Raw genomic sequence first — 17,708 nt, 5'->3', positions numbered from 1 at the left:
AGCCGTTTCTCCTGAAGGGGAGCGTTGGTCATGTTAGCGCTTGGTGTGACGCGTGTCAGGACGCGTCGTGTTCGGTGGGGCCACCACCACCCTGCGCTGGGGGTGGTGTGACATGCGGCCGTTGTCTCCGCGGAGTCCGGTGTTTCTGGTGCGGGCCCCCATCGAGGCCGACCACCGGTGGGGGCAGACACCCCGGCTGCACGCGCTCGAACACCACCCGGCCAGCTATACGAGCTCGTGGGTGCTGACGCTGTGTCTGGTGCGGCTTGAGTTGGCCACCATCACCGGCCTTGTTGAGTGTGAGGCCGAGCCCGAGGTGTGTGCCCCGTGTTGTTACACGATCGCGGTGGCCGGCCTCCGGGGGCGGGTGGTGACCCATGCCGTGGCCGAGTGAGTCCCGCTGCCGCTTCGTGGTCGCCACCGACTCCCGGATCATCCACGCCACCGGTATGCGGCGGCGCCAGGCGTGTGCTCGGGCCGGGCGCGGGCTGCTGGCCTGTTTCTGCGGGGTTCGCATCCGGCTGCCGCAGCAGCCCCCGCAACGGATCGTGCCGGGCTGGCACCACTACTGCCCGGAATGTCTGTGCTTTCTGATCGCGGCCAGTGACCGCCCCCTGGCGAGCCCGCTGAACACCTACGAACCCTGGCTGTGCGAGCTGGCCCGGCTCGACACGCGCCGTTTCCCACCGACCTCCCCCGAGGCGACCACCATGCTCACCCGCGTTCTTTCCCGCCTCACGGCCCCGTTCCGAGCAGCGACAGGAGACCGTCATGGCCGAACTGACCCAGGCGTTGGCCCTGCTGACGACCCTCACGGCGGTGCTGGCATGGCTGGCGATGCCGCCCCCACCACGGCCGAACTCCCACGCCTGCACCAGCAGCCGGACTTGGACCGCACCTGGTTCGTCGGCCGCCGGGAATCACGCTGGCACGCCAGCGAGAAATTCGTCAGCCCCCACAGCCACCGGGCCACCGGCGCCTGCGGGCACACCGTCCACAACCCTCACCACAGCCACTCCGGCTACGACCCACCCCAGCAACCCCACCACGCGATATGCGGGCCATGCCTGCACGCCATCGACTACCTACCCCCACGCCCCATCCCCTCAGCACGCCTCCGACACATCACCACCCCACACCCCACACCCCACACCGGCCCGCACCCGGCGGGACTCATCCCCCACCCCCGCACGGCAGAGCACCACCTGAGCTGAACCAGCCCACACACCCGCCGCCGGAGCCCCGCCCCCTCCCTGGCTTCGGCGGCACCACCCCGGCCGGGCGGCCACCCCGGGTCCTGAAGCTGCCCGGCCGGGGATTCCCTACCTGGTGGAAGGAAACCTCCTATGTCCTCTCGGTCTCCGGTGACCACCATCCTGCTGCGCGAATGCACCGGAGCAGGCCTGGCCGTGGCCGGCTTCGCCTACAACACCTGGGTCACCGTGCTCCTGCTGGCCGACCTGCTCGGCCACCTCACCCAACCGGGCCAGATCCAGCTGGGCCAGCACACCCTACTGGCCGGGCTGGACTGTCTGACCTGGCGGACCGGCCTCGCCGGACTCCGCCTCGGCGGATGGCACACCAAGAAAACCACCACCCTCGGCCTAGCTCTACCAGTGGTCTACACCCTCGAACTCACCCTGCTGGCGATCGCGGTCCACCTCGCCTGACCCGACCGGCTCCCCTCCTCGAACCTCCCAGGAGACACCCCCATGAGTGAGTACCTGCCCACCGCCTGGCGCGAGCGCGGCCTGCACTGGCACGCCTTCGTCACCACCACCGCCACCACCAGCACCCACCGCAGACGCCACCCCCTGCAAGCGGTGACACTCACCCCTCAGGACGGGACCGCCTGGCTGACTGACACCCTCGCCGGCTACCGGCAGCGGGCCCTCACAGTGCGGTGGAACGCTCCCCTTCCGAAGGGTCCGCGACCACGGGACTGTTCCTGCCCGGCCACCGCCGCCCTGGCCGCCGGACACCCCGTGGCCGCCACCGTGCACACCCCCGACGGGACGACCTATCTGCACCTCGACCCGCTGACCCCTCTCCAGTGCCCCCACCACCAGCCCCAGGCGCACGCGGGCTGATGTCGGGCCTTCCCGCCAAACCCGCCGGTGATGCTTGAGGAGATCAGCGCCCGGCTACAGCGGATCCTCGACACCGCACCCACCGAGGGGCTTCAGGACACCCGGACCAGGCTGGACGAGCTCGGCAGGCAACTGCACCAACCGGCCGGAACCAGCACGAACGAGGACACACGGCAGGCGCTGCCGCTGTTCCAGCGAACCCGCGAGCTCGTCGACGAAGTCCTGGGGCTGTGCGGGCAGTCCCAAGAACACCTGGTGAACTGTCTCGCCACCCTCGGCGTGAACACCGAGGCCCCGCCCAGCCTGCCGCATCCTTCGGCCCTGCCGCGTGTGCCCACCGACAACGAAACACGCCCGACGGATGCGCGAGACCGTGCAGACCTACGGCGTCATCGTACTGAACAAGGACATGTGCACCGGGCAACAACGGTGCTTCGTAGCAGTGCGCGCCATCCTGCCCCGTGGGTCCACACTGGTCGTCTGGGAACCCGGAACACAGCATCCCGTCACTGTTCACGGAGAGGCCCGGCCATGACCACCACCACACCGTTTCCGGTCGTCACCGGCATCCTCGGCCACCGGTTCCACTACGCCCGCACTCCCGAGGAGATCACCGAGATCATCGACGCTGTTCTCGATACACCCCACTCGCAGGTCTACTCCTGGGATCGCCCGTGTCGCCAAAGCGACGACGGCGCGGGTGACGAATTCCCACCACACCGACTCAGGATCAGCACACATCCGGAAGGGTGGGCCGCGATCAGCTACCACGACGGCACACCGGAACAGCAGGATCTCGCCGACTCCTACAACCCCCACGCCACCGAGGACACACCCCCGTTGTTGTTCGACCCCGAAGGTCAGCTGTTCTTCCCCGCCACGGCCTCGATCCCGCTGGACCAAGCCCGCCACGCCCTCACCGAGTACTGCCACACCGGAAGGCGCCCCACCTGCATCCACTGGCAACTCGGCCAATGGATCTGACCGCCGCCTGTATCCCACCACGTGCGGACACAGACGGCGGTGGTGCTCCCCGCACGCGCGGGGACGGTCCGTGGTGGGCCGGTTCTAGGCAAAACCGGGCCACGCCCCCGCGGCGCTAGACTCTGCCCCGCCGTCGAGGAGGCGGCGCGGAGGCACGGGCGAAAAGGACCGGGGTTGACCGTTCAGCAGCAGGTACGGGGGCCGCTGTCGGCGGCGGTGGCCCGGCTGTGCACGGAACTGCGCCCCCGCCTCGGCGCGGAGGCCGCCGCCGGGGTGGACGAGGTGCTGGAACGGCTGAGTGCCCCCCTGCAACTGGCGGTGGTGGGCCGGGTCGCCTCGGGCAAGTCCACTCTGGTCAACGCGCTGATCGGGCGGAACGTGGCCCCCACCGACGTGGGTGAGTGCACCCGGGTGGTCACCCGCTTCCGCTACGGGACGGTGGACCGGATCGAGGTGGTGCTGCTCGACGGCACCACACACACGCTGCCGTTCACCCAACAGGCGACAGTGCCCGCCGACCTCGGCGTGGACCGGCAACGGGTCTCGCACGTCGAGGTGTACCTGACCAACGCCGTGCTGCGCGACCTGACCGTGATCGACACCCCCGGGCTGGGCTCGCCGGACGAGTCCTCGGTGGCCCGCACGGAAACCGTGCTCGGCGCCGAGCGGACACCACCCGGCGAGCGGCTCGACCCGGTCTCGCGGCGGGCCGTGCTGGGCGCCGAGGCCGTGCTCTACGTGCTCACCCAGTCGGCGCGGGCCGACGACCGGCACGCCCTGGACACCTTCGCAGCCGCCACCGGTGAACGTCCCGCCGGCCCGGCCAACGCGGTGGGCGTGCTGAACAAGGCCGACACCGTCGAACCGGGCTCGGCGGGCGACGGCCAGGAAGACCCCTGGACCTCGGCGGAGGCGCTGGCCGCCGAACAGGCCCGGCGACTCGGCCCGAAAGTGACCGACGTGGTCCCCTTGATCGCGCTGCTGGCCGAAACCGCCGAGAGCCCCGAGTTCACCGACGCGGACGCCACCGCGCTGCACCAACTGGCCCGGATGGACCCCGCCACCAGGCGGACCATGCTGCTCTCCGGCGAACTGTTCACCGAGTGGGAGTGCCCGGTGCCCACCGAGACGCGAACACGGCTGCTGCGGCTGCTCGACCTCTACGGGATCCGGTGCGCGCTGGAGGAGATCGAGGCCGACCCGACGGTCACGGCGGGACGGCTGAGAGAAGCGCTGCGGCGGCGTTCGGGCCTGCCCGCCCTGCGCGCGCGGGTGAACTCGGTGTTCCGGGGCCGGGCCGACGGCATCAAGGCGGCGGCCGGGCTGGCCTCGCTGGCCGCCGTGGCCCGCTGCCGGGCCGGGGAACGGGAACGGCGGATGCTGCACGACGGGATCGAGGCGCTGCTCACCCAGCCGCAGGCGCACCAACTGAGGCTGCTGGAGGCGCTGACCACGGTCTCCTCCGGCGAGGTGGAGCTTCCGGCGGACCTGCTCGACGAGGTGCTGCGGCTGGGCTCCTCGGAGGACTTCGCCGAACGGCTCGGGATGCCCGGCGCCTCCGCGGAGCGGATGCGGGAGTTCGCCCTACAGCGAGCGCGCTGGTGGCGCTCCTTCGCCTCCCTCGGATCCACGCCGGCGCAGAGCCGGGTGGCCCACGTGGTGCACCGCGCCTACTTCCTGATCTGGCGCCAACTCCGGGGCACGAGCGGGTGAGCGGCGCCGTAGGCACGGCGTTCACCCCTCCGGTGGAACCGAACGGCCCGTGAGCGCGTCGAAACCGTCGGGGAGTCCCTTTCCCGCCGTGGGGTTGTCCCGCACGGCAGAGGTCCACATCGGAAGTACAGAAGGCCAGCTTTGAGCAACGAACCACTCGCCGATCCACTGGAACGGGCGGTCTCCGAACGTGAGACGCTGATCCGGCTGTGCGTGTACGCCCTCGACCGGGCACGCAGCACCGGGGTCACCGAACGCCTGGAGGAGGGGCTGGACTCGGTCGGGGTGACCGCCCTGCGCCCGAGGGGCGAGCCGTTCGATCCGGCGCGGCACGAGGCGGGCGGCGTCGTCGCCACCGCCGACCACACCCTGGACGGGCTGGTCGCCGAGACCGAGACGCTCGGTTTCGCCGACCGGGGCCGCATGGTGCGTCCCCCGGTGGTGACGGTCTACCGCCTGGACCCGGCCCCGGAACGGGAACGCACCGGCGAGGGGGACGATGCCCGTGGCCCGGCCGCGACGGCGGGCAGCCCCGGAACGAGCCCAAGCACCGAGACGGCGGAGCCCTGACACCGGACCATGTCCTCGCAGTCCCCGTTGGACCAACTGCCCAACGCCGAGCTGGTGGCGGCCACGCAGCTTCCCACGCAGGTCAAACAGACCCGTCAGGCGCTCGTCGCGCTGCTGCGCGAGACGGATCCGGAGGCCGCCGAGTGGGTGGAGAAGATCCGCGCCGCGCGCGGGTCGGTGCCCGGTGTGGTGGTGCTCGGCGAGACCAAGCGGGGCAAGAGCGCGCTGGTCAACGCCCTGCTGGACACGCCGGGCCTCTCGCCGGTGGACGCGGCGGCGGGCACCGCCACCTACCTGTGGTTCCGACACGGTCCCGAGTGGGCGGGCCGGGCGTGTCACCCGTCCCGCGAGTCCGTTCGTTTCCCCGTGGAGGAACTGCGGCGACGGGCCACCGACGACGGAGAACCCCCCGAGGGGGAACCTCCGCCCCACTACCTCGACGTCACGGCCCCGCTGGGCCTGCTGGAGGACGTGGAGCTGGTCGACACCCCGGGTGTGGGTGGGCTCGACTCCGCCCACGGCGAGCTGGCCGCCGAGGCGGCGGCCTCGGCCAGCGCGCTGCTGTTCGTGGTGGACGCCTCGGCCCCGCTGGGCAGGGCCGAGCTGGACTTCCTGCGCCGGGTGAGCGACCGCGTGGAGACCGTGGTGTTCGCGCTGACCAAGACCGACCGCCATCCGCAATGGCGGCGGGTGCTGGAGGCCGACCGGGAGTTGCTGGCCACCCACGCCCCGCGTTTCGCCGCCGCCCCCTTCCACCCCGTCTCGGCGCGGCTGGCCGAGCTGGCCACACGGGCCCCCGATGCCGAGGCGGCGGAGCTGCTGCGGCGACGCTGCGGGGTGGAGGAGCTGCGCGAGGAGCTGCGCACCAGACTGGCGAACCGCTCGGCCATGTTGGCCGAGGCCAACGCCCTGCGCGGACTGTCCACAGTGCTCGACGAACAGGTGTCCACACTGGAGTCGGAACGCAGGGGGCTGACCCGCGCCGAACACGAGATCGAGTCGCTGCGTGGCAGGCGGGAGGAGCTGACCGCCGAACGCAGGTCCTCCACCCGGGGCTGGCAGGTGCGGCTGCGCACGCGGATCCAGCGGGCCCGGGTGGAGGCCAACCACGAGGTGGCCGACCGGATGCGCGAGGTGCACAACCGGTTCCGCCGCGAGATCGACTCCGCCGACCGGACGCGGCTGGAACGGCTGCCCGGAGAGGTGGACGCGGCGCTGCGGCTGGTCTCCGGCCGGGTCTCCACCCTGCTGTCCCGTCGGCTGGACGAACTCGCCCGAGCGTGCCTGGCCGAGCTGTTCACCCCCGAGGAACTGGGAGTGGTCCGTTCCCAGTTCGCCCGGGGACCACGGGCACCGGTCGCCCCACGCCCCCCGGATCGACGTCCGGCCACGGCCGAGGACCGGCTGCTGGTGTTCATGGGCGTTTCGGGCGGGCTCGGTGTGGGCCGGGCCGCCGCCCTGCCGCTGGCCGGGCTGGGAGTGGGGGTGCTGAACCCGGTGGTGCTGCCGCTGACCCTCGCGCTGGGGCTGGGCGCCGGGTGGTGGATGGCCCGCACCCGCAGACACGCCGCCGACAAGCAGCACCTGAAGCAGTGGCTGACCGAGGCCGTGGCCGAGTCGCGCTCGGCGCTGGAACAGGCGGTCTCCGAACAGCTCATCGAGGCGGAGCAGCAGCTCTCCCTGGCGCTGGAGGACGCGCTGCACCGGCGGGTCGAGGCCATCGAGGGCGAGCTGCGCGAGGTCGACCGGGCGTTGAAGCTGGACTCGGCCGAACGGGAGCGGCGGCTGAGCACCGTCAACCGGCGGCTGGAGGAGCTGACCACCGGCCGGGAGAAGGTGACGACGCTGCTGGAACGCATCCGCGAGCTACGGGACCGCCCGGCCTGAGCCGCCTGGCCCCGTGGCTCACGCGCCCTGTTCGAGGACCTCCTCCTCGCGGCCGGGCGGCACCGGCGGTGGGTGGCGGACGAGGAGGGCGGCGAGCACCACCGCCAGGGGCAGCAGGCACAGCACCAGCAGCACCGGACGGTAGGACACCGTCCAGGACCTGCCCAGGGCGAGCAGCACCGGCCCGAACGCCGAGGCGCCGACCGTGACCGAGTGGACCACTCCCCGGATGGCACCGATGTGTCGCAGCCCGAAACAGCGCGGGAAGGCGACGGCTTCGAGTGTGCGCAGGCCGTTGTTGCAGATCCCCAGCGCCATCCCGTAGGCCACCACCGTCCATCCCGGGTGCACCCAGCCCGCCCCGGCGGTCGCGGCGGCCATCACGACCATCATGGCCACGATCAGCACCCGGTCGGAGACGTGGTCGGCCAGCCAACCGAGCACGAAACTGGCCGCCAGCCCCGCCAGGGTCTGGGGGACGAAGGTGGCGGCGGCCTGGGCGGCGGTGAGACCGCGTTCGCCCAGCAACGAGAGCTGGTGGAAGTTCAGGGCGGTGCTGACCAGGCTGCACACCCCCACCCCGGCGGCCACGGTCCAGAACATGCCGGTGCGGACCGCCTCGGGCAGGGTCCAGTCGACCAGCGGCCCCTGAGCGGGGCCGGAACGGCCGGAGTTCCCCGCCTCCGTGTGCTCCTCCCGCACCGGAGGTTTCGCCGGAACGCGGGGCAGCACCAGCAACGACACCGTCAGCACGGCGGCGAGCACCACCGCCCCTTCCAGAGCCCACACGGTGCGCCAGCCGAAGTCACTGACCAGGTGTTCCAGCAGCACCGGGGCCAGCGATATCCCCGCCGTGCCCACGGCGGTGGTCACCCCCATCGCGAAGCCGCGTCGGTGGTGGACGTAGACGGCCACCGTGGTGGTGGCCACCAGGTTCAGCGCGCCCTGCCCGCCCACACGGAGGCCGACGAACGCGGCGGTCAGGCCGATGATCCCGGTGACCGCGCTCGCCGCGAGCAGGATGGCTCCGAAGCAGGCCGCGACGGCGGTCATCACCCGACGGGGGCCGAAACGGTCGATCAGCCGTCCCAGCACGGGCATGATCAACGCCCCCGACAGGGAGCCGACCATGTAGGCGGTGGAGACCACCGTGCGGGACAGCCCCAGGGAGTCGATCAGCGGATCCACGAAGACGGACATCGCCGCCGTCTGCCCCGGTGCCGTCAACGCCAACGCCACCGAGGCCGAGGCGATCACCCGTCCCAGGTAGATACGGGAGCGGGGATCGGGTGTGGGCGTGGGCGTCGGGACCGGGGTGACGGGGGCCTCGGGCACGGAACGGGAACTCCTGTTCTGCTTCGGGAAACTCGCGCGTTCGACCGGGGATCACTCGGCGTCGGCGACCACGTGCTCCAGGCGCAGCTCGGGACGCAGCCGCAGCAGGGAACGCAGGGAGATGCGGTCGACGAACACGGCCAGGGCAGTGCCGTCGGGACGGTCGAGGACCTCGCTGTTGTGGGTGTGCAGCATCGGACGCTGCTGCGGGTCCGCCACGATGCGCACGACGCTGTAGGGCAGCCGCTCCAGGTTCACCGGCGAGCGGAACTCCGCCTCCATGCGCTGGGTCACCACGTCGAACTGCATCGGCCCCACCGCGGCCAGTACCGGGGCGGCGTCACCCCGGTGCTCGGAGTGCAGCACCTGCACGACCCCCTCCTGGAAGAGCTGTTCGATGCCCCGGCGGAACTGCTTGGAACGACCCGGATCGACCGCGCGGGCCACGGCGAAGTGCTCGGGGGCGAACTGGGGCATCCCCGGAAAGTGCACCGGGGGTTTCCCGGCGTGGAGGGTGTCGCCCACCCCCAGGGCGGAGGCGTTGACCAGCCCGATCACGTCACCGGGATAGGCCCGTTCCACGGTCTCGCGCTGCTGGCCGAACACCTGCTGGGCGTACTTCGTGGCGAAGGAACGCCCCGTGGCCGCGTGGGTGGCCACCATGCCGCGTTCGAACTCCCCGGAGCACACCCGAGCGAAGGCCACCCGGTCCCGGTGGGCCGGGTCCATGCCGGTCTGCACCTTGAACACGAAGGCCGAGAAGGGCGCGTCCAGCTCACGGGGGCGCCCGTGCACGTCCTCGCGGGGGCCGGGGGAGGGAGCGTGTTCGAGCAGCAGGTCGAGGAGGTGACGCACCCCGAAGTTCTGCACCGCCGAGCCGAACAGCACCGGGGTGGCCTCTCCCCGCAGGAAGGCGTCCACGTCCATATCCCCGTCGGAGGCCGAGACCAGCTCGGCCTCCTCCACCGCGTCCCGCCACTCGGTGCCGACCCGTTCGGCGGCCTCGGCGGCCGACATCCGGTGTTCGGGGGCGACGGTGGCGCCGCCGGCTGTGCGTTCGAAGCCCACGAACTCGCCGGTGATGCGGTCCAGCACTCCGCGGAACTGTCCCGCGATGCCCACCGGCCAGGTCAGCGGCATGGGGCGCAGGCCGATACGCTCGCGCAGCTCGTCACACAGCTCCAGCGCCTCGCGGCCGGGGCGGTCCCACTTGTTGACGAAGGTGATCACCGGGATGCCCCGGTGGCGGCAGACGTCGAACAGCTTCAGGGTCTGCGCCTCCAGTCCCTTGGCCGCGTCCACCAGCATCACCGCGCAGTCCACCGCCGAGAGCACGCGGTAGGTGTCCTCGGAGAAGTCCGCGTGGCCCGGGGTGTCCAGCAGGTTGACCACGTGGTCGCGGTAGGAGAACTGCAACGCCGCCGAGGTGATCGAGATCCCGCGGGCGCGTTCCATGGCCAGCCAGTCCGAGACCACGCCGCGCCGCCCGGCCTTGCCGTGCACCGCGCCGGCTTCGGAGATCACCCTGGCGTGCAGCGCCAGCGCCTCCGTCAGGGTGGACTTGCCCGCGTCGGGGTGACTGATCACCGCGAACGTGCGCCGTCGTCCGGCCTCGGCGACCGGGTCGGCCACCCGGTCGGCTTCCGGGGACTGCCGTGTCTGACTCATCGTTGCCAACCGCTACGGGGAATTCGACGGATCCGTGCCGAGCCGGGGCACACGCTCACGTCCCGGCTCGCGGTGTGCTCTCCGGGGGACGCCCCGCTACCGGGGGCGGAGGACACGTCCTTGCGGTTCCCGTCGCCACGGACACACCCGGGGAAACAACATAACACTTACGTAAGGTTAGGTTTCGCGGATGTGGGGACGCGCCGTGACGAGTGTCTCCGGCCGAACGCCGCGCGAGGCGGCCACGTCCGCACCGCCGAATTGTGGCCATCCTGGCCAGTGCCACGCCGCATCCCACTTCGGCCCCGACCGGTCACCGTCTCCTGCTCCGCACCACTGTCAGCCTCTCGGTTACGTCCCGGGATGGAAGCGCTCCCGGTGCGGAGCGCAACAGGCCGACCGGCGTCGGTTTTCGTGAACGTTCTCACCCCACAGGCCAGGACGCATAGGTTAGCCTAAGTTCTCGAAAAGTTAGGCTAACCTTCTCCGAGGGGGTCGTGTCCGCGAACCGCCACCCACGGACGACAGCAGCACCCGACACCGACGCCACACGCCCTTCCGGGCCCCACCGCCACGGAGCTCCACCCCAGATTCCGACCACGAGGAGGACGGAGCATGAGTTTCCTCGCTTCCCAGGCCGAGGAACCGTCCGGGAGTTCAGTACGACCGGCTGACCCACAGACCCAGCTGCTGGACGAACGCAACACCGCCCACTACCGCGACTCCGTGCTGCGCGGGGTGGAACGTGTGGTCGCCGAACTCACCGGCAGGGACCGCCCCACCACCGGCGTAGCCCCCGAACTGCTCGAACCGCAAGTACGCCGGATCGACCTGGACGATCCACTGGGGAGCACCGACGAGGCGCTGGAGGAACTCGAACGGGTCTACCTGCGGGACGCCGTGCACTTCCACCACCCGCGCTACCTCGCCCACCTCAACTGCCCGGTGGTGATCCCCGCCCTGCTGGCCGAGGCGATCGGCTCGGCCATCAACTCCTCACTGGACACCTGGGACCAGAGTGCGGGCGGCACGTTCATCGAACGACAGCTCATCGACTGGACCGCCGGACGACTCGGCCTGGGCGAACGGGCCGACGGTATCTTCACCAGCGGCGGCACCCAGTCCAACCTGCAAGCCCTGCTGATCGCGCGTGAGCAGGCCCTGGCCGGGCAGGCCACCAGCCCCGAAACCGGCTGGCAACTGTCCAGGATGCGGATCCTGACCGCCACGGACAGCCACTTCAGCATCGTCAAGGCCGCCAAGCTGCTCGGCCTCGGCAGCGAGGCGGTCGTGCCGGTCGCCTGCGACCAACGACGGCGGATGATCCCCTCCGAACTGGACCGGGAGCTGGAACGTTGCCGCCAACAGGGGCTGATCCCGATGGCCGTGGTGGCCACCGCCGGAACCACGGACTTCGGCAGCATCGACCCGCTGCCCGAGATCGCCGAGCGCTGCGCGGCGGCCGGGGTGTGGATGCACGTGGACGCCGCCTACGGCTGCGGACTGCTGGTCTCCGAACGAGGCCCCTCGCTGTCCGGCATCGAACACGCCGACTCGGTGGTGGTGGACTACCACAAGTCCTTCTTCCAGCCGGTCAGCTCCAGCGCGGTCCTCGTACGTGACCACACCACCCTGCGACACGTCACCTACCACGCCGACTACCTCAACCCCGAGCACCACGCGGACAGCGTCCCCAACCAGGTCGACAAGAGCATCCAGACCACGCGTCGCTTCGACGCCCTCAAACTGTGGCTGACCCTGCGCATCATGGGCCCGGAGCAGCTCGGCCGCCTGTTCGACGGGGTGTTGGACCTGGCCCAGCAGGCCTGGGGAATGCTGAGCGTCGACCCCCGCTTCGAGGTGGTGACCCGCCCCGAACTGAGCGCGCTGGTGTTCCGCTACGTCCCCTCCGAACAGGTCAGCCCCGAACTCTGCGACCGGGCCAACATGCACGCCCGCCAGGCGCTGTACTCCTCCGGGGTCGCGGCCGTGGCCGAAACCGTCGTGGACGGACGGACCCATCTGAAGTTCACCCTGCTCAACCCCAGAACCACGCTGAACGACATCGCCGAGGTGAACGAGCTCATCGCCGAACACGCCGAGCGGTACCTGAAGGAACCGGACCAGGCGGCCCCGCACCGCCACGCCGGATGACCGAGACCCGAACCGGAGCCCGCATGTCAACGACCTACGATTTCGCGGCCATCGGGGTCGGCCCGTTCAACCTGGGCCTGGCCTGCCTGACCGAGCCGATAGCCGAACTGAACGGGGTGCTGCTGGACAGCAAACCCGACTTCGACTGGCACGGCGGGATGATGCTGGAAAACAGCACCCTACAGACGCCCTTCCTGTCCGACCTGGTGACGCTGGCCGACCCGACCTCGCCGTTCTCCTTCCTGAACTACCTCAAGGAGGTCGGCAGGCTGTACTCCTTCTACATCCGCGCCGACTGGTTCCCGCCCCGGGCCGAGTACAACGACTACTGCCGCTGGGCGGCGCGCAAACTCGACAGCGTCCGTTTCGGCCGCCGGGTCACCTCGGTGACCCACGACGCCGAGGAGGAGCTCTACCTGGTCCACGCCACGAGGGTGGACAGCGGCGAGGTCGAGACCTACCGGGCCCGCCGGATCGTCCTGGGCACCGGCACCCCGCCCTATGTTCCCGAGTCCTGCCAGGGGGTGGGCGGCGACGCCATCCACAACTCCGAGTACCTGCGACACCGGAAGTCGCTGCTGGGCAAGGACAGCGTCACCATCGTCGGCAGCGGGCAGAGCGCGGCCGAGATCTACCACGACCTGCTGAACGAGATCGACGACCACGACTACACGCTCAACTGGGTGACGCGTTCCCCGCGGTTCTTCCCGCTGGAGTACACCAAGCTCACCCTGGAGATGACCTCTCCGGAGTACGTCGACTACTTCCACTCGCTGCCCGACGAGACCCGGCGGTCCCTGCTGGCCAGCCAACGCGGGCTGTACAAGGGGATCAGCGCCGACCTGATCGACCACATCTTCGACCTGCTCTACGTCAAGAACCTCGGCCGCCGCTGCCCCACGCGGCTGATGACCAACACCGCGGTCACCTCGGCCTCCTACGACGCCGCGAACGGCCGCTACACGCTGCGGCTGCGGCAACAGGAACAGGGTGAGGAGTTCACCCTGGACACCGAGGGCCTGGTGCTGGCCACCGGTTACCGCTACGAGGTGCCCGAACTGCTCGACCCCGTGCGCGACCGGATCGCCTGGGACGAGCGGGGGCGCTTCGACGTGGGCCGCAACTACGCCGTCGACCACGCCGGCTCCGAGATCTTCGTGCAGAACGCGGAACTGCACACCCACGGCTTCGTCACACCCGATCTGGGGATGGCCGCCTACCGCAACTCGTGCATCATCCGGGAAATGCTCGGCAAGGAGTACTACCCGATCGAACGTTCCATCGCCTTCCAGGATTTCGCCGCCCCCCAGCAGGACCAGGCCCGAAAGGACCCGGCAGCATGACCGGAATCGTGTTCAGGCGTACCGACGACCGACTCGGCGAGTTCGCCGTACGCCACGTCGACCCCGACGGCGACGTGGAACTGCTGCATCGCTGGCTGACCCACCCCAAGTCCGCGTTCTGGCTCATGAACCAGGCCACCGTGGACGACGTCTCCCGACAGTTCCACCGCATCGCCGCCACCCCGGGCCACGACGCGCTGCTCGGCCTGCACGAGGGAACCCCCGCCTTCGTGGCCGAACGCTACGACCTCGTCGGCAGCGACCTGGACGGGGTACACACGATCCAGCCCGGCGACGTGGGGATGCACTTCCTGGTCGCCCCCACCGACACCCCGGTGCACGGGTTCACGCTGGCCGTGCTGCGCACCGTGATGGAACTGCTGTTCGCCGACCCGGCCAACCAGCGGGTGGTCGTCGAACCGGACGTGCGCAACACCGCCGTGCACCGGATGAACCGGGCCGTCGGCTTCGAGGAGCTCGACACCGTCTCCCTGCCGGGCAAGACGGCGCTGCTCAGCACCTGCACCCGCTCCCAGTACCACGCGAGCCTGACCGGGCCCGCCACCGAGCAGGAGGTCCCCCGTTGAACCAGCCCTACTCCCGTGACCCGGCGGCCCACCTCACCCCCGAACACTGGGAGACCGCCAACCGATTACTGGTGCGCAAGGCACTGGCCGAGTTCTCCCACGAACGGTTACTGCGGCCGGTGGAGACCTCCGAGGGGCGCTACCGGCTCGACAGCGACGACGGCCTGGTGCGCTACCACTTCACGGCCCGGCTGGGCAGCCTGTTCCACTGGCGGGTCGAGGCCGACAGCATCACCAGGCACTCAGAGGGGGCCGAACAGCCGCTGGACGCGCTCGCGCTGTTCCTGGAGTTCCGGCGGAGCCTGGGGCTGCGCACGGAGATGCTGCCCGTCTACCTGGAGGAGATCAGCAGCACCCTGGCCAGCATGGCGTTCAAGCTCTCCGCCCCGGCCACACGGTCGGCGGAGCTACTCGACGCCGGGTTCCAGGCGGTGGAGGCCGGGCTGACCGAGGGCCACCCGTGCTTCGTGGCAAACAGCGGACGCATCGGTTTCGACAGCCGGGAGTTCCTGGACTACGCCCCCGAGGCGGGGGGCACGGTCGCGCTGATGTGGACGGCCGCGCACCGGCGACACTGCACCTTCACGGTCTCGGCCGAGACCGACTACCGGGAGCTGGTCACCTCCGAGCTGGACGAACACACCCGCGCCGAGTTCGACCGGAGACTGCGGCTGCGCGGGCTCGACCCGGACGAGTACTACCTGTTGCCGGTGCATCCCTGGCAGTGGGAGAACAAACTCGCGATCACCTTCGCCGCCGAGGTGGCGCGCAACAACCTCGTCCCGCTCGGCACCGGCCCCGACGAGTACCAGCCGCAGCAGTCCATCCGGACCTTCTTCAACCGCAGCCACCCGGAACGGCACTACGTGAAAACGGCCATCTCGGTGCTCAACATGGGGTTCCTGCGGGGGCTGTCGCCGGAGTACATGCGGGCCACCCCGGCCATCAACGACTGGCTGTCCAAGCTGATCGCCGAGGACCCGGTGTTGGCCGGAACCGGTTTCGACATCCTGCGGGAGCGGGCCGCGGTCGGCTACCACAACGAGTACTACGAGGCCGCCGGTGCCAAGGGCTCGCCCTACCGCAAGATGCTCGCCGCGCTGTGGCGGGAGAGCCCGGTGCCGAAACTGCGTTCGGGGCAGCGGCTGGTGAGCATGGCCGCGCTGCTGCACGTGGACCGCTTCGGGGACTCGGTGGTCGCCGAGCTGATCGGTCGTTCCGGACTGGCCGCCGAGGAGTGGCTGCGGCGGTACCTGGAGGCCTACCTGCGGCCGTTGCTGCACCTGTTCTACGCCCACGACCTGGTGGCCATGCCACACGGGGAGAACATCATCCTGGTCCTCGACGAGGGGGTGCCCACCCGGGTGCTGCTCAAGGACATCGCCGAGGAGATCGCGGTGCTCGACGCGGACAGACAGCTGCCCGCCGAGATCGAACGCATCCGCTCGGTGGTGCCGGAGCACCTGCGGGAACTGTCCCTGCTCACCGACGTCTTCGACTGCTTCTTCCGCTTCCTGTGCTCGATCCTGTCCACCGAGGGGCTGCTGGGTGAGGAGGACTTCTGGCGGGTGGTGGCCGAGTGCGTCGGCGACTACCAGCGCGACGTCCCCGAGCTGGCCGGGAAGTTCCGGCGTCACGACCTGTTCGTCGAACGCTTCTCGCTGTCCTGCCTGAACAGGCTGCAACTGGGCAACAACGAGCAGATGGTCGACCTGCAGGACCCCAGCAGCGCGCTGGCCTTCGCCGGGACGCTGGAGAACCCGCTGGCCACCCACGCCGCCGAGGTCGCGGCGGCCGGGCGGTGACGCGACCCGCCGGGTGGTCGTCTCCACCGGAGGCGACCACCCGGGTCGGCGGGGATTCACCCCGTTGTTCCTGTCTCCGGTCGTCCTCCTGCAGCCCTGATTCGGTTTCCGACGGGGCGAACCCGCACTAGGACAGCGGACACCACGGGGGCGTGGGCTCGTCCGGGACGGCGGCGACTCCGGCGCTGACCAGCAGTGCGACCGGAGCCCGCACGAGGACCACCAGGCTCACGGCGGCGAACAACGCCATCGGAAGGTGCCCGGCACCGGGTAACCATCCCGCCAGGAGCCCGGCGGCACCGGCGAGACTCACCCCCGCCCAGAACTGACGGGCACTCGCGTGGGTGGTGTGGTACCACGTCCGGAGAGCGGCCCCGACGCACACGGACAACGTTATGGACAGCCCGACACCGATCGTCGCCGCGCCGAGACCGATCGCGGCGTTGGAACGCGTCAGGCCCCAAACCAGGCCGGCTCCCCCCAGGGTGATCGGTAGCGCCGCCGCCTCGAACAGAATCGCGACCCGCACGGCACGGCGGAAGAGACCGCGGTGGGAGGTGTTCGCGGGTGTTCGGTTCACAGTTCCCCGCGCTCCCGCATCTCCCGCAGTTCCCGCCGGAACTCGGCTTCTCGTTGCTGAAAGCCCTCCTCGTCACGACGCGGGGGGAAAGTAATCAGGAGTTCAGCCCCGGCAGCCACCACCCCGGCCGCCAGGCCCACCAAACCCCCGGCCAGCGGGTTCGAGGCGGCGAGCGTGAAAGCCACCGCGTTCGACACCACACGCCCGATGACGGTCGCCGGTATCACCTGTCGACGATCATAGGTGTCGTCCTCCTGGGGAGATCCCAGTGAGTTACGGGCGAGGAGGAACACCGGGGAACGCAGCCCCCAGGCCAGCACCACCAGCAACAGCGTGTTGAGCCAGCCGATACCGGTCCAGGTGCCGCTAAACCACGCGGCGAGGAGCTGGATCGGGATGATGCACCAGCACAGAAAAGCTTCGGTGATCCAACCCAAGAAGGTTTCGAACCACAGCTTGTAGAGTCGCACCCCTGTGCTGTCCCGCTCTTCCATCGGCACTCCTCGACACCATCACGACTCAGGTGAAGCAACCGGTGATAATACCGTCGACCCCGGTCAGTTGAGCGAGAATATTGAGGGCTTCAGGCCCCAAGTCCTGCCGAGCCGTTCCTTTGTTGATGGCTCTGACCAGTTCACTGAAACTTCCGTAAAGGGCTTTCGCTTTCTTGATCAGCTTGAGCGCCTTCATGAGTGGAATACCGTTACCCACCGGCGTTACCGGACACGACGGTATCGGAAACCGGCTCAGCCACGCGGGGCTGAGCGGAGGCACCCGAAGCACCGAGGACAGAAACCACGAGGCCCAACGTCACCGCGGAAACGATCTTCTTTCGTGTCGCGAGCATAAACACACTTCTCGTGAAATAGTCCGTTGACCGAATTTTTGACCTTCGCCGTTCCCGGCGTGTTGATCACGTTAGAAATTCACCAACAAGCGAGTCAACTCGTCGAACAATGACAAGAATCACAACCGACAGAATCCGAACATCC

Annotated in this window: 19 protein-coding genes; 13 read left to right on the top strand and 6 right to left on the bottom strand. The window is 69.8% G+C overall.

Annotation, left to right across the window (positions count from 1 at the left end; all coding sequences use genetic code 11):
- Positions 1-52 precede the first annotated feature (52 nt).
- The 4 genes from ACTMO_RS0119350 to ACTMO_RS0119340 all read left to right on the top strand — a co-directional run bounded on the left by ACTMO_RS0119350 (position 53) and on the right by ACTMO_RS0119340 (position 2,090).
- On the top strand, positions 53-394 hold the full coding sequence (locus ACTMO_RS0119350) for a hypothetical protein (protein WP_245556262.1): 342 nt from the start codon (positions 53-55) through the stop codon (positions 392-394).
- A complete protein-coding gene (locus tag ACTMO_RS23830; RefSeq protein WP_245556261.1) occupies positions 378-1,214 on the top strand; it encodes a hypothetical protein in 837 nt (278 codons plus the stop codon). Before ACTMO_RS0119350 ends, ACTMO_RS23830 begins: the two co-directional genes overlap by 17 nt.
- Positions 1,215-1,346: 132 nt before the next feature.
- Entirely contained in the window at positions 1,347-1,670 is a 324-nt protein-coding gene (locus tag ACTMO_RS0119345; RefSeq protein ID WP_084792258.1) for a hypothetical protein, read from the top strand.
- 42 nt (positions 1,671-1,712) lie between these two features.
- Entirely contained in the window at positions 1,713-2,090 is a 378-nt protein-coding gene (locus tag ACTMO_RS0119340; protein ID WP_019856331.1) for a hypothetical protein, read from the top strand.
- 54 nt (positions 2,091-2,144) lie between these two features.
- Here ACTMO_RS0119340 and ACTMO_RS23825 read toward each other — a convergent pair whose 3' ends face one another.
- Positions 2,145-2,342, bottom strand: coding sequence for a hypothetical protein (locus tag ACTMO_RS23825; protein ID WP_019856330.1), 198 nt, complete (start codon positions 2,340-2,342; stop codon positions 2,145-2,147).
- Between the two features lie 109 nt (positions 2,343-2,451).
- Between ACTMO_RS23825 and ACTMO_RS23820 the strand changes: the two genes are divergently transcribed.
- The 5 genes from ACTMO_RS23820 (at position 2,452) to ACTMO_RS0119310 (ending at position 7,244) form a co-directional block, all read left to right on the top strand.
- Positions 2,452-2,625 carry a DddA-like double-stranded DNA deaminase toxin gene (locus tag ACTMO_RS23820; RefSeq protein ID WP_019856329.1) on the top strand — a complete coding sequence of 58 codons (174 nt, stop codon included), beginning with the start codon at positions 2,452-2,454 and terminating at the stop codon, positions 2,623-2,625.
- Entirely contained in the window at positions 2,622-3,074 is a 453-nt protein-coding gene (locus tag ACTMO_RS0119325) for an Imm1 family immunity protein (protein ID WP_019856328.1), read from the top strand. The genes ACTMO_RS23820 and ACTMO_RS0119325 overlap by 4 nt, the downstream gene beginning before the upstream one ends.
- A gap of 174 nt (positions 3,075-3,248) precedes the next feature.
- On the top strand, positions 3,249-4,787 hold the full coding sequence (locus tag ACTMO_RS0119320; RefSeq protein WP_019856327.1) for a dynamin family protein: 1,539 nt from the start codon (positions 3,249-3,251) through the stop codon (positions 4,785-4,787).
- A gap of 141 nt (positions 4,788-4,928) precedes the next feature.
- Positions 4,929-5,357, top strand: coding sequence for a nucleotide exchange factor GrpE (gene grpE / locus ACTMO_RS21545; protein WP_019856326.1), 429 nt, complete (start codon positions 4,929-4,931; stop codon positions 5,355-5,357).
- A 9-nt stretch (positions 5,358-5,366) separates the two neighbouring features.
- Positions 5,367-7,244, top strand: coding sequence for a dynamin family protein (locus tag ACTMO_RS0119310; protein WP_019856325.1), 1,878 nt, complete (start codon positions 5,367-5,369; stop codon positions 7,242-7,244).
- Positions 7,245-7,262: 18 nt separating this feature from the next.
- Here ACTMO_RS0119310 and ACTMO_RS0119305 read toward each other — a convergent pair whose 3' ends face one another.
- Both ACTMO_RS0119305 and ACTMO_RS0119300 read right to left on the bottom strand, forming a co-directional pair.
- Positions 7,263-8,579 carry an MFS transporter gene (locus ACTMO_RS0119305; RefSeq protein WP_019856324.1) on the bottom strand — a complete coding sequence of 439 codons (1,317 nt, stop codon included), beginning with the start codon at positions 8,577-8,579 and terminating at the stop codon, positions 7,263-7,265.
- Between the two features lie 51 nt (positions 8,580-8,630).
- Complete coding sequence (locus tag ACTMO_RS0119300) at positions 8,631-10,247, bottom strand: peptide chain release factor 3 (RefSeq protein ID WP_051099122.1); 1,617 nt, start codon at positions 10,245-10,247, stop codon at positions 8,631-8,633.
- Positions 10,248-10,862: 615 nt separating this feature from the next.
- On the opposite strand from ACTMO_RS0119300, the gene ACTMO_RS0119295 reads away from it, so the two are divergent.
- Genes ACTMO_RS0119295 through ACTMO_RS0119280 form a run of 4 tightly spaced genes read left to right on the top strand, consistent with a single transcriptional unit; the run spans position 10,863 to position 16,136 of the window.
- Positions 10,863-12,401, top strand: a complete 1,539-nt coding sequence (locus ACTMO_RS0119295) for a pyridoxal phosphate-dependent decarboxylase family protein (RefSeq protein WP_019856322.1) — start codon at positions 10,863-10,865, stop codon at positions 12,399-12,401.
- Between the two features lie 23 nt (positions 12,402-12,424).
- Positions 12,425-13,744 (top strand): lysine N(6)-hydroxylase/L-ornithine N(5)-oxygenase family protein, encoded by a 1,320-nt coding sequence (locus ACTMO_RS0119290; protein ID WP_033402095.1) that lies wholly within the window; start codon positions 12,425-12,427, stop codon positions 13,742-13,744.
- A complete protein-coding gene (locus ACTMO_RS0119285; protein ID WP_019856320.1) occupies positions 13,741-14,331 on the top strand; it encodes a GNAT family N-acetyltransferase in 591 nt (196 codons plus the stop codon). The genes ACTMO_RS0119290 and ACTMO_RS0119285 overlap by 4 nt, the downstream gene beginning before the upstream one ends.
- Positions 14,328-16,136 carry an IucA/IucC family protein gene (locus ACTMO_RS0119280; RefSeq protein WP_019856319.1) on the top strand — a complete coding sequence of 603 codons (1,809 nt, stop codon included), beginning with the start codon at positions 14,328-14,330 and terminating at the stop codon, positions 16,134-16,136. The genes ACTMO_RS0119285 and ACTMO_RS0119280 overlap by 4 nt, the downstream gene beginning before the upstream one ends.
- Positions 16,137-16,263: 127 nt before the next feature.
- Here ACTMO_RS0119280 and ACTMO_RS0119275 read toward each other — a convergent pair whose 3' ends face one another.
- The 3 genes from ACTMO_RS0119275 to ACTMO_RS23180 are packed head-to-tail and all read right to left on the bottom strand — an operon-like array spanning position 16,264 to position 17,406.
- Positions 16,264-16,716: a hypothetical protein gene (locus ACTMO_RS0119275; RefSeq protein WP_019856318.1), complete on the bottom strand. Its 453-nt coding sequence runs from the start codon at positions 16,714-16,716 to the stop codon at positions 16,264-16,266.
- A complete protein-coding gene (locus tag ACTMO_RS0119270; protein ID WP_019856317.1) occupies positions 16,713-17,210 on the bottom strand; it encodes a hypothetical protein in 498 nt (165 codons plus the stop codon). The genes ACTMO_RS0119275 and ACTMO_RS0119270 overlap by 4 nt, the downstream gene beginning before the upstream one ends.
- Before the next feature lie 25 nt (positions 17,211-17,235).
- A complete protein-coding gene (locus tag ACTMO_RS23180; protein WP_157062963.1) occupies positions 17,236-17,406 on the bottom strand; it encodes a hypothetical protein in 171 nt (56 codons plus the stop codon).
- Positions 17,407-17,708 lie beyond the last annotated feature (302 nt).

Origin of the sequence: Actinopolyspora mortivallis DSM 44261 (assembly GCF_000384035.1) — a bacterium.
Taxonomy (GTDB): domain Bacteria; phylum Actinomycetota; class Actinomycetes; order Mycobacteriales; family Pseudonocardiaceae; genus Actinopolyspora; species Actinopolyspora mortivallis.
Note: the sequence above shows the minus strand (reverse complement) of the source record. Positions and strands in the feature narration are given on the sequence as shown.